Below are 13253 nucleotides of genomic sequence, written 5' to 3' on the forward strand. Positions count from 1 at the left end.
ATGACCGGACCGGTCCGAACGCGCTCGGACGAGTCTGCCACGGCAGGATCCGGTGTCGATTCACACGCCAGTGGCGACAGCGGGGGTGGTGATGGCCGATGATCGGGGCGTGCCGAACGGAACCGGAACACCCGATCTGACCGCGGTCGCCGATCACCAGGCGAAAGTCGCGGCGCTGCTGCAGCCGACCCCGGTGCTGGTCAAGCCGCTGGCGGACTGCCTGGGACACGCGCTGGCCGAGGACCTAGTCGCGCCGATCTCGCTGCCCCCGTTCGACAACTCCGCGATGGACGGTTACGCGGTCCGCTCGGTGGACCTGGTCGACGCGAGCCCGGAGCAGCCGGTGGAGCTCCCGGTCCAGGAGGACATCCCGGCCGGCCGGATCGACGTGCCGCCGCTGCAGCCCGGCACCGCGCACCGGATCATGACCGGCGCGCAGATGCCGCCGGGCGCGGACGCGGTGATCCCGGTGGAGCGCACCGACCGGGGCACCGAGCACGTGCGGGCGTTCGCCTCGGTGCAGCCGGGAGCGCACGTGCGCCGGGCGGGCGAGGACGTCACCGCGGGTTCGACGGTGCTCACCGCGGGCACCACGCTCGCGGCTGCTCAGCTCGGCGTCGCCGCGGCGATCGGCGCCGCGCAGCTGCCCGTGCACCGCCCGGTGCGGGTTCTCGTGCTCTCCACCGGTTCGGAGCTGGTCGAGCCCGGTACGGCGTTGCAGCCCGGGCAGATCTACGAGTCCAACGGCCTGATGCTCGCCGCCGCGGTGCGCGAGGCAGGGGGCGAGGCGACGCTGCTGCGGTTCGTGCCCGATGACGTCGACGCCTTCCACCGGGCGCTCGCCCCGCACCTGGCGAGCACCGACCTGCTGATCACCTCCGGCGGGGTGAGCGCTGGCGCGTACGAGGTGGTCAAGGACGCGCTGACCGGCGAGGGCGTCGAGTTCACCAAGGTCGCGATGCAACCGGGCATGCCGCAGGGCTGCGGGCGCTACCGGGGCGGGATGGCCGTGGTGACGCTGCCGGGCAACCCGGTCAGCTCGATGGTGTCGTTCGAGGTCTTCGTGCGCCCCGCGCTGCTCGCCGCGGCCGGGCACCGGACGACGCGGCGGCCGGTGCGCCGGGCCGTGCTGACCGAACCGCTCACCGCGCCCACCGACCGGCGGCAGTACCGGCGCGGCCGGTTCGACCCGGCCACCGGCACCGTCGGACTGCAGGGCGCGCCCGGTTCGCACCTGCTCGCCGGGCTCGCGCAGGCGAACTGCCTGCTGGAAATCCCCGAGGACGTCACCGAACTCGCTGCGGAGTCCACAGTGGACGTGATGCTGCTGGATTGACGGATCCGGCAACGTCGCGAAGACTGCACCACCGTCCCGCCCACCCCTCCGGAGTTCTGCACGTGCGTGGCCCCTGGCGCGCCGCCCTAGCACTGGCGCTGCACATCGCCTTCTTCGTCGCCCCGATCGCACTGGTCCTCGGCCTGCTCTCGATCGCTGTCGTCACCTTCCGCTACGACCGGACCAGCGGGCTCAAAGCCGCCGCGGCGGCGCTGGTCGTCGGCGCCCTGTTCGCGGTCGGCCTGCGCGCCGTGCTGCGCTCGCGGGTACGAGCCCGCGGCGTACTGCTGGACCGCGCGGAGCAACCCCAGCTGTGGCGGATGGCGAACTCCATCGCCGCCTCGGCCGAAGCCCCCGAGCCCGACGAGATCCGGATCACCTCCGAGCCGGTGGTGCTCGTCCGCGAGGACACCGCGCTGCTCGGCCTGCGCATCCGCACCCGGTACCTGGAGCTCGGGCTGCCGCTGCTGGCGGCGCTCAACGTCAGCGAGCTGCGGGCCGCGATGGCCCGCGAGATCGGCCGCCTGACCGGGCGAAACCGGCTCACCGTGCTCGCCTACCGCACGTCGGCCAGCGTCGAGCGCACCGCGGCCGGGCTCACCGGCGGGCCGACCAAGTGGCTGTTCAACGGGTACGCGCGGGCCTTCACCGCGGTCGCCGCCACCACCGCGCAAGACCTGGAGCTGGCCGCCGACGCGGTCGCCGTCCGGGAGGCCGGGACCCGCACCGCGGTGCTCGCGCTGCGCAAGGCGGTGGCCGTCGAGATCGGCTGGCGGGAGTACGCCGAGGAGTACCTGAGCATGGCCACCGCGATCGGCCACGCCCCGGACGTGCTGGTGGGCTTCCGCAACTTCATGGCCCACCCGGCGCGCAAGCCGCGGCTGGCCGAACGCGCCAAGCAGACCATCGCCGAGGAGCCGCGCACCCGCAGGCGCATCGAGGCGATGAAGCGGATCAAGACCGGCGACCGCGAGATCGACGAGCGGCCCGCGTTCGCCGTGCTGAAGAACCCGCGCAAGAGCGTGCCCGCGCTGGAGGATCGGCTGCTGGTCGACGGCCTCGACCAGCGGCTGCCGTGGCCGGAGCTGGCGCAGCGGGCCGGTGCCGCGCACGTCGCCGAGCAGGCCGCGCTGCTCAGCTCCGCGGTGGAGCAGAGCGGGCTGCCGATCGAGCCGTCCATCGCCGGAGTGCTGGCGGCCATCCACCGCGGCCAGGGCCGCGACCTGATCAACCCGGTGCTCAACCCCGGGCTGAGCCCGGAGCTCATCGACCAGGCCGCCGAGGACACCCTGGTCGAGCTGCTCGGCTGCGTCGTGGTGGACGCGCTGGTCTGCGCGCGCCGCGCGCACCACGAGCTGGACTGGGGCGGTCCGCCGCTGGTCCGGCTGGCCAACGGCCAACCGCTGGACGCCGACCGGCTGGTGCGGCCCGCGGTGGTCGACCCCCGGCTGATCCCCGGCCTGCACCGCGCGCTGGTCAACCTGGGCGTGCCGCTGAACCACGCGCGCCGCCCGGCGGCCGAGCCGGAGCCGGAGCTGGCCGGCATCGTCAGCCCGGTGCAGTGCGCGGGCAGCAGCTACGACCTGTTGGTCACCGACCGCGGGCTGGTGCTGCTGCCGAGCTCGGCGAGCACCACCAAGCGGCTGCTGGCCGGCACCCTGGCCCGGTTCCGCGAGGCGGAGCTGGAGCAGCTCGGCGAGCTGGCCGCGACGCCGATCGGCGAGCTCCGCGAGCGCTCCGGCGCGCAGTGGGTGGACAGCCGCGACGTGGCCAGCGCCCGGCTCGACCAGGACCGCGCGGGCTGGTCGCTGTCGCTGGAGCTGTACCTCGACGAGTACGCGGTGTCCGACCTGGACGACGGCTTGGTGCGCGGCGACGAGGACGGTTCCTCCGAGCTGGTGCTGCGCAGCAGCGCCGACGGAGTGGAGCACGGCGACCCGTACCGGGGGCTCGGCGAGCTGATGGGCGCGCGAATGAACGTCGAAGAACCGCTTGCCGCTATCGAGTGATCTCGGACCGCAAGTTGATCACTCCCAGTCATGTAACGGGCCGCGAGTATCCTCCGAAAGCGGCTACGGAGTTTGTGTGACGTCAATTACACTGAAACCCGCGTAACGAACAGTCGCGCAGACGCATCTACTAGACGTCCGCTCAACACCACTGCTTGCCCGGTGGGCGGCGGACATTTCGAGGGCCGTGCGCCGTCGGGGGGCGCACGGACCCGCGCGAGCAGGGGCCGTTCGGCGACTACGGGGAGCCGCCGAACGGTCCCTGTTTCTTGTTCTCACCCCGTCGGGTGACTTCGGGATCAACCCAGCGGTACCATTCCACCGCGCCATATGCGCAGGTCAGCTTGGCTGTTCTTGATCAACTACGCCCCCTGGCGTCGGTTGGCCCGAGGCGTCCGAGATGCTGTACCGACCACGGCACCGGCCACCGGACCCGAACACCTGCGGGACCGGTGACCGCGCGGCCGCACCAAGGACCCGCCGACGCAGGGGCGAAGCACCTCGATGAGCACCGCGAAAGAACCGAAGAAGAGCCCGCTGGCCCACCTCGCCGGCCTGGCCCGCGACACCATCCCGCCGATGCACCCGGCCGGCCGTCCGTTCGTGCTCGGCGCCGCCGCCGCGACCCTCCTGCTGCGCCGCATCTGGCGCCCCGCCGGCGTGCTCGGCGGCGTGCTGACCGCCTGGTGCGCGTGGTTCTTCCGCGAACCGGCGCGCACCACGCCCAGCCGCGAAGGCCTCGCGGTGGCCCCGGCCGACGGCACGATCTCGCACATCGAGCCCGCCGTGCCGCCCGCCGAACTCGGCCTCGGCGACGAGCGGATGATCCGGATCAGCGCGTTCCTGACCATCTTCGACGTGCACGTCCAGCGCATCCCGCTGGCCGGGCGGATCGAGACCATCGCCTACCGGCCGGGCAAGTTCCTCTCCGCCGACCTGGACAAGGCCAGCGAGGACAACGAGCGCAACTCGATGGTCATCCGCGGCGCGGACGGCACCCGGGTGGCCGTGGTGCAGATCGCGGGCCTGGTGGCCCGGCGCATCGTCTGCTCGGTCGCCGAGGGCGACGTGCTGCCCGCGGGCAGCACCTACGGGCTGATCCGCTTCGGCTCCCGCGTGGACCTCTACGTGCCCGCGGGCAGCCGCATCCTGGTCGAGCCCGGCCAGCGCACCATCGGCGGCGAGACGCCGCTCGCCGAGCTGCCCCAGGGCGACTCATGAGCATGCGGACCACTCCCGGCGTCCGGCTGCTGCCCAACGCGATCACCGTGTTGGCGATGTGCGCCGGGCTGTCCGCGGTCCAGTTCGCGCTCACCGGCAACCTGCCCGGCGCCATCGGGTCCATCGCGGTCGCCGCGGTGCTCGACGGCCTCGACGGGCGGATCGCCCGCCTGCTCGACGCCACCTCCAAGATGGGCGCCGAGCTGGACTCGCTGTCCGACGCGATGTCCTTCGGCGTCGCCCCGGCGCTGACGCTCTACGCCTGGCAGCTGCAGGACAACCGGCTCGGCTGGGTGGCCTCGCTGATCTTCGTGGCGTGCATGGTGCTGCGCCTGGCGCGGTTCAACACGCTGCTGGAGGACGCCGACCAGCCGCCGTACGCCAAGGAGTTCTTCGTCGGGGTGCCCGCCCCGGCGGCCGGACTGCTCGCGCTGCTGCCGCTCATCATCACCGCGCACTTCGGCCACCCGGGCTGGTGGGCGGACCAGACCGTGGTGATGATCTGGATGGTGCTGATCGCCGCGCTCGCCGTCAGCCGGGTCCCCACGCTGTCGCTGAAGACCGTCAAGGTGCCGCCGCGACTGGTCGCGCCGCTGCTGGTGCTGGTGGCGCTGCTGGCCGCCGCGATCATCATGTTCCCGCTGATCTCGCTGGCCATCGCCATGGTGATCTACCTGCTGCACGTGCCCTACGCGGTCTACCGGCACAACTGGCTGGCCAACCACCCGGAGGCGTGGGAAGCGCCGCCGCGCGAGCGACGGGCGATCCGCCGCCGCACCGGTCTCCGCCCGCCCCTGCGCCGCAGCGTGGCGGGCGCGGCGCGGCGCGTGCGACGCCGCTACAGCCACCCGAACGGCCCCCGCCGCAGCTGGCGCCGCCTGGAGCTCCGCCGCGACCGCAACGACACCAACCGCTGAACCAACCTCCCGTCGCCCTGGGCGACGCGATTTCAATTGAAGTTGGACACACGACTTCAATTGAAATCGCAGAACGCTGATGGGGCGGTGGAGCGCGGTTAAGCTCGCGGCGTGTCGTCGATAACGCTGACCGCTCGGGTTTCTCCCTCCGCCAAAGACGCTCGGCGCGGGGTGGTGCGGTTGCACCCCGAAGTGCTCGATGCGCTGGGGCTGCGGCCGTGGAACGCCGTGCAGCTCACCGGGGCGCGGGTGACCGTGGCGCTCGCCGCCGCTGCCGAGGCCGGCAGCCCCACCGGCGTGGTGCTGCTCGACGACGTCGCGCTGATGAACCTCGGGCTGGCCGAAGGAGCCGAGGTCGGCATCGCTCCGGTGCAGGTCAGCGCGGCCCAGCGGGTGGTCATCGCCGGTTCGCGGATCGCGCGGGCCACCGTCGCTCCCGAGACGCTGCGGCTGGCGCTGACCGGCAAGGTCTTCGGCACCGGCGACTCGGTCTCGCTGCTGCCGCAGGACGTGGCGCCCACGACCACCGGCAACGCCGTCGAGGTGCGCCGCAAGCTGTCCACCGCCATCGGCGTGACCTGGACCAACGAGCTGATCACCATCGCGGCCACCGAACCGGCGGGCGCGGTCGCCGTGCGTCCGTCCACAGTGGTCGAATGGCGGGACGGCGGCAGCCCGGAGCCCGCCGCCGCACCGGTCGCAGCGCCACCGGCACCGGTGGAGCAACCGAGCGAGCCGGTGGTCCCGGTCGCCGACCTGGTCGGTTCTCGCGACACCGCCAAGCGGCTCGGCGAGTGGCTGCGCCTGGCCTTCGACCAGCCGGACCTGCTGCGCCGACTCGGCGCCGAACCGCACCTGGGCGTGCTGCTCAGCGGGCCGTCCGGGGTCGGCAAGGCGACGCTGGCCCGCGCGGTCACCGCCGACATCGGCGCCGAGCTGGTCGAGCTGTCCGCGCCGAGCGTCGCGGCGCTCGAACCGGGTGCCGCCGCGAAGAGGCTGCAAGACGCGATCAACCGCGCCACCAGCGCCCAGGGCAACCGCGTGCTGCTGCTGACCGACGTGGAGAGCCTGCTGCCGGGCACCGAGCCGCCGCCGCTGGCCACCGTGGCGCTGGACGCGATCCGCGCCGCGATCGGCTCCGACCGGCTCGCCGTGGTCGTCACCAGCTCCCAGCCGCAGTCCATCGACCCCCGGCTGCGCGAACCGGGTCTGGTCGACCGGGAGCTCACGCTCGGCCTCCCGGACGACACCACCCGCACCGACCTGCTGCGGGTGCTGCTGCGCAACGCGCCGCTGGCCGACGACGTGCAGCTGTCCGAGATCGCCGAGCGCGCCCCGGGATTCGTCGTCGCCGACCTCGTCGCGCTGTGCCGGGAGGCCGCCGTCGGAGCCGCCCTGCGGCACCAGGACGACACCGCCGATCCGCGCATCCGCCAGCAGGACCTGGTCGACGCGCTGGCCTCGGTGCGGCCGATCTCGATGTCCACATCGGACAACCTGCAGACCGGCGGGCTGACGCTGGACGACGTCGGCGACATGACCGAGGTGAAGCAGTCGCTCACCGAGACGGTGCTCTGGCCGCTGCAGTACCCGGACTCGTTCACCCGGCTCGGCGTGGAGCCGCCGCGCGGCGTGCTGCTGTACGGGCCGCCGGGCTGCGGCAAGACGTTCCTGGTCCGCGCGCTGGCGGGCAGCGGACGGCTGAACGTGCTGGCCGTCAAGGGCGCGGAGCTGATGGACAAGTGGGTCGGCGAGTCCGAACGCGCCGTCCGCGAGCTGTTCCTGCGCGCCGCCAACGCCGCTCCGGCACTGGTGTTCCTCGACGAGGTGGACGCGCTGGCGCCCCGCCGCGGCCAGTCCTCGGACTCCGGCGTGGCCGACCGCGTGGTGGCCGCGCTGCTGACCGAGCTCGACGGCGTGGAGCCGATGCGCGACGTGGTGGTGCTCGGCGCGACGAACCGCCCGGAGCTGGTCGACCCGGCCCTGCTGCGCCCCGGCCGCCTGGAGCGCCTGGTCTACGTGCCGCCGCCGGACGCGGAAGCGCGCGAGGCGATCCTGCGAGCCGCGGCGAAGAACACCCCGCTGGCGTCCGATGTGGACATCCCGGCCCTGGCGGCCGACCTGGACGGCTACTCGGCGGCCGACTGCGCAGCCCTGATCCGGGAAGCGGCCCTCACGGCGATGCGCGAATCCCTCTCCGCGGCCGAGGTCTCGGCGACCCACCTCACCGCGGCCCGCCGAGCGGTCCGCCCCTCCCTGGACCCGGCCCAACTCGCGTCCCTGGAGTCCTACGCCCACTCCCACCGCCCCTGACCGTCACCCGGGCCCGCGCCGATTTCGCACGAAATTGACGCGGGCCCGGTGCCGTGGGCTGCCCGATCGGGTTACTTGGCGTCGACGGGGCCCTTGTAGTCGTTGGTGATGATGGCGATCAGGCCCGGGGTCGCGTCCTGGATGCCGTCGAAGCGCGGTTCGACGCGGGCGCCGAAGCGGGCCGCGAGCTGCTTGGCCTGGGCCTCCTCCGGGGTGCCCGGGCGGAAGTAGACCGTCGTCGTCGGGATGAGGCCCGCCGAGTAGTTGCCCACCTCCGGCACGTCGTAGCCGTTGCGGCGGAAGTCCTCCGCGGCGCGGTGCGCAAGCCCGCTGATCGTGCTGTTGTTGTAGACCCGCACCACGACCACCTCGGCCTGCTGGCCGGAACCGCCGGGCGAGTCGGGTCGCTGCTGCGGCGGCGGCACCTGCTGGCTGCTCTGGTCCTCCGGGGAGGGCAGCGGCGCGGGCGGGTTCTCGGGCTGCTGGGCCGGCTCGGTGGCGGGCGGCGGCGGGGGCTGCTGCACCAGCGACGACTTCGCCGGGTAGTTCCCCGGTTCGGGGGGCAGCGGTTGGGCGGAGTTCGGCGCGTCGCCGCCGGAGACCAGCGTGGCGATGCCGATGGCGCCCGCGATCACACCGGCCCCGATCAGCCCGAAGCCGATGAGCTTGGCCTTGGCGGGTCCGGCGGATTCCCCTGAAGTCATCAGTGCAACTCGATTCCCAGTCGTTGAGCGGCCCGTTCGCGCTGCCGCGCCGCCCGTGCCTTGCGCAGCCGTTTGATCAGCATAGGGTCAGCCCGAAAAGCCGCAGGACTGTCCAGCAGCGCGTTCAGCACCTGGTAGTAGCGCGACGGAGACATGTCGAACAGCTCCCGGATCGCCTGCTCCTTCGCACCCGAGCGCTTCCACCACTGCGACTCGAACGCCAGCACACCGCGCTCCCGGTTCGTGAGCTCGCCGGACGGCTCCGGCACCGGCTCCGGCACCGGCTCCGGTGCGGGCGCCGGCTCCGCCACCGGCTCGGCCACCGGCTCGACAGCCCGCAACCGCCGCCCCTCCGGCGTTGCGCGCTGATCCTGCCCGCGCGCCAGCTGCTCGCACTGGCGAGCGATCTCCTGCGCGGTCAGCATTTGGGCGGCGTCCATCCGACTCCTCGCCTCGCGATCCGGGCCTGCGGCGCGTTCGCGGAATCACACGGCTGTGATTCCCCCCTTGATTACACCATGCCCACCGATCACGGGTGCGCGGATCACACCGCTGGGCTACTGGAAAAGAGCACCCCGGGACCGGTGGACGGCGTTACCGATAAAGTCGCGGCCATGGCTGTTCACCCGATCTGCGTCTTCGGCGACCCGGTGCTGCACAACCCCACGCGCCCGGTGGAGCACTTCGACGACGAACTGCGCACCCTCGTCGAGGACATGTTCGAGACGATGGCCGCGGCGAACGGCGTCGGGCTGGCGGCCAACCAGATCGGTGTGAACCTGCGGCTGTTCGTCTACGACTGCCCCGACGACGAGGGCGTCCAGCACCGCGGCGTGGTGGTGAACCCGCAGCTGACGACTTCGGAGATCCCGGAGGGGATGCCGGACCCGGACGAGGACTGGGAGGGCTGCCTGTCGGTGCCCGGCGAGTCCTACCCGACCGGCCGGGCGAGCTGGGCGAAGGTCACCGGGTCCGATGTGGACGGAAAGCCGATCGAGGTGGAGGGCACCGGGTTCTTCGCGCGCTGCCTGCAGCACGAGACCGACCACCTGGACGGCTACGTCTACCTGGACCGCCTGGTGGGCAGGCACAAGCGCGCCTCGAAGAAGATGATCAAGCGCAACGGCTGGGGCGTGCCGGGCCTGACCTGGGACCCGGCCGAGCACGGAGACCCCTTCGCCGACGACGAGGACTGATCAGAAGTCCGCTGTGCCCAAGGGCTGGCGCCGAACAGGAGTCCTCGGTGGCCAAGGCAGTGGCGCCGAACAGAAGCCCATGGTGACCCAGAGAACGGCGCCGAACCTCACGCGATTTCGATTGAAATTGGCTGCGTCCCCAACCGCAGGGTTCGTCGAGAACGTCGCCGATTTCGGTTGAAATCGCTGCACCACGCAAAGCGACCGCCTACCGCAGTGAACCCGACCCGGCCCCGAACCCGACGACACCCATCGATGACGAGGTATCCCCGGTATCACCACTGAGCCTTCGGCGGTGATACCGGTCGAACCCTGCGAGACGCAGTGCGGCGGCGTACGGGGATACGTCGGGTTCAAAGCGGCACGTGGTCACCTTGAGGTGTGCAGCGATTTCAATCGAAATTGCCGACGCCCCGAGGAAACCTGCAGTGCGCAGTCAGGCAATTTCAATGGAAATCGCGTGAGGTCCACCGCCCCTCGCCAGGTGTCCCGATCGGGTTGTGGTCGCACACGCCCCACCGTCACCACCGTTCGCGGTCACTACGTGCGCGCAAGGTGATCTGTTCCGATGGCCCGCATTCCCCCTGTTCAGGGCACCGTGCTCGGGCATCGGGGTGAACGGGGGTTGGCAGTCCGCAGGGGTGCGGCTAGCCTCGGGCAGCGACAAACGAACACCGCGGGAGCTCGCACCGAGAGCGGGCTGAGAGGGCGGCTGGAGAATTCCGGGGCCGCCGACCGCATGAACCTGACCGGGTAATGCCGGCGTAGGGAGTGGATTGGCAGTGGCCGACGTGCGTCCGAACGCGTCCGAGAACGGCAGCGAGATCACCACCGGGGCCATCAGCGGCTCGCGAAAGGTGTTCCGCAGCACCGAATCCGGCCTGCAAGTGCCATTCCGCCGCATCGAGCTCACCAACGGCGAGCACCTCGACGTGTACGACACCTCCGGGCCGTACACCGATGAGAACGCCACCGTGGACGTCCACAGCGGACTCCACCGGATGCGAGCGGGCTGGACCGACGGGCGGGAGCACCGGACCCAGCTGGGCTGGGCGAAGTCCGGCGTCATCACGCGGGAGATGGAGTTCATCGCCGCGCGGGAGGGCGTCTCCCCCGAGTTCGTCCGGGACGAGGTGGCCAGCGGCCGGGCGGTGATCCCGGCCAACCGGTGCCACCCGGAGAGCGAACCGATGATCATCGGGAAGAACTTCCTGGTGAAGGTCAACGCCAACATCGGCAACTCCGCGGTGACCTCCTCGGTCGAGGAGGAGGTGGAGAAGATGGTGTGGGCGACCCGCTGGGGCGCCGACACCGTGATGGACCTGTCCACCGGCAAGCGCATCCACGAGACCCGCGAGCGGATCCTGCGCAACTCGCCGGTGCCGATCGGCACCGTGCCGATCTACCAGGCGCTGGAGAAGGTCAACGGGGATCCGGCCGCGCTGACCTGGGAGATCTACCGGGACACCGTGATCGAGCAGTGCGAGCAGGGCGTGGACTACATGACCGTGCACGCCGGCGTGCTGCTGCGCTACGTGCCGCTGACCGCCCAGCGCGTCACCGGCATCGTCTCCCGCGGTGGCTCGATCATGGCCGCCTGGTGCCTGGCGCACCACCAGGAGAGCTTCCTGTACACGCACTTCAGCGAGCTGTGCGAGATCCTGCGCGACTACGACGTCACGTTCTCGCTCGGCGACGGCCTGCGGCCCGGCTCCATCGCCGACGCCAACGACCGCGCGCAGTTCGCCGAGCTGGAGACCCTCGGCGAGCTGACGCACATCGCCCGCGCGCTCGACGTGCAGGTGATGATCGAGGGCCCCGGCCACGTGCCGATGCACAAGATCGCCGAGAACGTTCGGCTGGAGGAGGAGTTGTGCGGTGAGGCGCCGTTCTACACCCTCGGGCCGCTGACCACCGACATCGCCCCGGCCTACGACCACATCACCTCCGGGATCGGCGCGGCGATGATCGCCCAGGCGGGCACCGCGATGCTCTGCTACGTCACGCCCAAGGAGCACCTGGGCCTGCCCAACCGGGACGACGTCAAGACCGGCGTGATCACCTACAAGATCGCCGCGCACGCCGCCGACCTGGCCAAGGGCCACCCGCGGGCGCAGGAGCGGGACGACGCGCTGTCCAAGGCGCGCTTCGAGTTCCGCTGGACCGACCAGTTCAACCTTTCCCTGGACCCGGACACCGCGCGGGCGTTCCACGACGAGACGCTGCCCGCGGAACCGGCCAAGACGGCGCACTTCTGCTCGATGTGCGGGCCGAAGTTCTGCTCGATGAAGATCACCCAGGACGTCCGCAAGTTCGCCGAGGAACGCGGCCTGACCAGCGTCGAGGCGATCGAGGCAGGCATGCGCGAGAAGTCCGAGGAGTTCTCCGGAGCCGGCGGCAAGGTCTACCTACCGCTGGCCGACTGACGATCCGCAATTTCAATGGAATTTGCACACCTCTCCGGCGTGTCGTAACGCAACACGCCGGAGGGTGCGCAATTTCAATGGAAATCACACCTACAATTTCCATTGAAATTGCGCGCCGGGGGCGGCGCGCACCCGGGAAGGCAGGCAGGAGCGGGGCCGTAGCATGGAGTGGATGCACGAGATCTCGGCGGAGCACGAAGCACGGCCCGCGCACGACACCGCCCCACCCACCGCGCTGACCATCGCCGGTTCGGACTCCGGGGGCAGTGCCGGGATGCACGCGGACCTGCGCGCCTTCTTCGCCTGCGGGGTGCACGGGATGACCGCGGTCACCGCGGTGACCGTGCAGAACACCGTCGGCGTCACCGGGCTGGTGGAGATCCCGCCGGAGACCGTGGCCGCGCAGGTCGACGCGGTGGCCTCCGACATCGGCGTGGACGCCGCCAAGACCGGGGTGCTCGCCTCCGCGGCGACCATCGAGGCGGTGCTGGAGGTCTGCGACGCCCACGGCATCGGCCGCGGCGGGCGCACGCCGTTCGTGGTGGACCCGGTCGCCGCCTCCCGCAGCGGTGAACCGCTGCTCCGGACGGACGCCCTCGACGCGCTGCGCAACGAGGCCTTCCCGCGCGCTTCCCTGGTGACGCCCAACCTCGACGAGGTGCGGCTGCTGACCGGCATCGACGCGCGCACCCGCGGCGACCTGCTGGACGCCGCCAAGGCGATCTACGACTTCGGCCCGGAGTGGGTGCTGATCAAGAGCGGTCACCTGCCCGACGACCCGGAGTGCATCGACCTGCTCTTCGACGGCTCCGAGGCCATCCCGCTGGCCGGGCCGCGCTACGCCACGGTGCACACGCACGGCGCCGGCGACGTCTTCGCCTCCGCGATCACGGCGGCGCTCGCCAAGGGCGCGTCGATGCCGGACGCGGTGCGCAGCGGCAAGCGGTTCGTCACGCGCAGCGTCTCGCACGCCTACCCGCTCGGGGCCGGGGTCGGGCCGGTGTCGACCTTCTGGCGCGTCAGCCCGCGCTCGTTCTGACCTCCGAGCCCCTAATAGAGTGATTTCCATCCCGGATCTGTAACCCGAATGGTGTGCCTCATCGACAAACTGGTCGAGATGCGCGTAATTCC

10 protein-coding genes and 1 riboswitch are annotated in these 13253 nt (G+C 71.5%); of the genes, 8 read left to right on the forward strand and 2 right to left on the reverse strand.

Going from position 1 to position 13253, the window contains the following annotated elements; genetic code table 11:
• The first annotated feature begins 91 nt into the window (after positions 1–91).
• The 5 genes from moeA (at position 92) to C4T78_RS34595 (ending at position 7796) form a co-directional block, all read left to right on the forward strand.
• Positions 92–1336 carry a molybdopterin molybdotransferase MoeA gene (gene moeA, locus C4T78_RS34575; protein WP_093357847.1) on the forward strand — a complete coding sequence of 415 codons (1245 nt, stop codon included), beginning with the start codon at positions 92–94 and terminating at the stop codon, positions 1334–1336.
• Positions 1337–1398: 62 nt separating this feature from the next.
• The gene (locus C4T78_RS34580) at positions 1399–3345 is read left to right on the forward strand and encodes a M48 family metallopeptidase (RefSeq protein ID WP_093357810.1); all 1947 of its coding nucleotides are present in this window, start codon (positions 1399–1401) and stop codon (positions 3343–3345) included.
• A 504-nt stretch (positions 3346–3849) separates the two neighbouring features.
• On the forward strand, positions 3850–4566 hold the full coding sequence (locus C4T78_RS34585; RefSeq protein ID WP_093357809.1) for a phosphatidylserine decarboxylase: 717 nt from the start codon (positions 3850–3852) through the stop codon (positions 4564–4566).
• The gene (pssA, locus tag C4T78_RS34590; RefSeq protein ID WP_093357808.1) at positions 4563–5483 is read left to right on the forward strand and encodes a CDP-diacylglycerol--serine O-phosphatidyltransferase; all 921 of its coding nucleotides are present in this window, start codon (positions 4563–4565) and stop codon (positions 5481–5483) included. Before C4T78_RS34585 ends, pssA begins: the two co-directional genes overlap by 4 nt.
• 111 nt (positions 5484–5594) lie before the next feature.
• Positions 5595–7796, forward strand: a complete 2202-nt coding sequence (locus tag C4T78_RS34595) for an AAA family ATPase (RefSeq protein ID WP_093357807.1) — start codon at positions 5595–5597, stop codon at positions 7794–7796.
• A 71-nt stretch (positions 7797–7867) separates the two neighbouring features.
• Here the strand turns inward: C4T78_RS34595 and C4T78_RS34600 are convergent, their stop codons facing one another.
• Together C4T78_RS34600 and C4T78_RS37225 are read right to left on the reverse strand one after the other, a co-directional pair.
• Entirely contained in the window at positions 7868–8500 is a 633-nt protein-coding gene (locus tag C4T78_RS34600; protein WP_093357806.1) for a LytR C-terminal domain-containing protein, read from the reverse strand.
• The gene (locus tag C4T78_RS37225) at positions 8500–8811 is read right to left on the reverse strand and encodes a DUF3263 domain-containing protein (protein WP_374703925.1); all 312 of its coding nucleotides are present in this window, start codon (positions 8809–8811) and stop codon (positions 8500–8502) included. Before C4T78_RS37225 ends, C4T78_RS34600 begins: the two co-directional genes overlap by 1 nt.
• A 303-nt stretch (positions 8812–9114) precedes the next feature.
• Here C4T78_RS37225 and C4T78_RS34610 point away from each other — a divergent pair, with 303 nt between their 5' ends.
• The 3 genes from C4T78_RS34610 (at position 9115) to thiD (ending at position 13161) form a co-directional block, all read left to right on the forward strand.
• Positions 9115–9696, forward strand: coding sequence for a peptide deformylase (locus C4T78_RS34610; protein WP_093357804.1), 582 nt, complete (start codon positions 9115–9117; stop codon positions 9694–9696).
• A gap of 666 nt (positions 9697–10362) precedes the next feature.
• Positions 10363–10484, forward strand: a riboswitch (TPP riboswitch).
• Entirely contained in the window at positions 10479–12122 is a 1644-nt protein-coding gene (thiC, locus tag C4T78_RS34615) for a phosphomethylpyrimidine synthase ThiC (RefSeq protein ID WP_093357803.1), read from the forward strand. (Overlaps the previous riboswitch by 6 nt.)
• Before the next feature lie 172 nt (positions 12123–12294).
• Positions 12295–13161 carry a bifunctional hydroxymethylpyrimidine kinase/phosphomethylpyrimidine kinase gene (thiD, locus tag C4T78_RS34620; protein ID WP_093357846.1) on the forward strand — a complete coding sequence of 289 codons (867 nt, stop codon included), beginning with the start codon at positions 12295–12297 and terminating at the stop codon, positions 13159–13161.
• Positions 13162–13253: the final 92 nt, after the last annotated feature.

Origin of the sequence: Saccharopolyspora kobensis (assembly GCF_900108315.1) — a bacterium.
Lineage (GTDB): Bacteria > Actinomycetota > Actinomycetes > Mycobacteriales > Pseudonocardiaceae > Saccharopolyspora > Saccharopolyspora kobensis.

Bases quoted from the DNA above. Each gene is read 5' to 3' on its own strand.
- moeA (WP_093357847.1), top strand. From the start codon at position 92: ATGGCCGATGATCGGGGCGTGCCGAACGGAACCGGAACACCCGATCTG.
- C4T78_RS34585 (WP_093357809.1), top strand. From the start codon at position 3,850: ATGAGCACCGCGAAAGAACCGAAGAAGAGCCCGCTGGCCCACCTCGCC.
- pssA (WP_093357808.1), top strand. From the start codon at position 4,563: ATGAGCATGCGGACCACTCCCGGCGTCCGGCTGCTGCCCAACGCGATC.
- C4T78_RS34600 (WP_093357806.1), bottom strand. From the start codon at position 8,500: ATGACTTCAGGGGAATCCGCCGGACCCGCCAAGGCCAAGCTCATCGGC.
- C4T78_RS34610 (WP_093357804.1), top strand. From the start codon at position 9,115: ATGGCTGTTCACCCGATCTGCGTCTTCGGCGACCCGGTGCTGCACAAC.
- thiD (WP_093357846.1), top strand. From the start codon at position 12,295: ATGCACGAGATCTCGGCGGAGCACGAAGCACGGCCCGCGCACGACACC.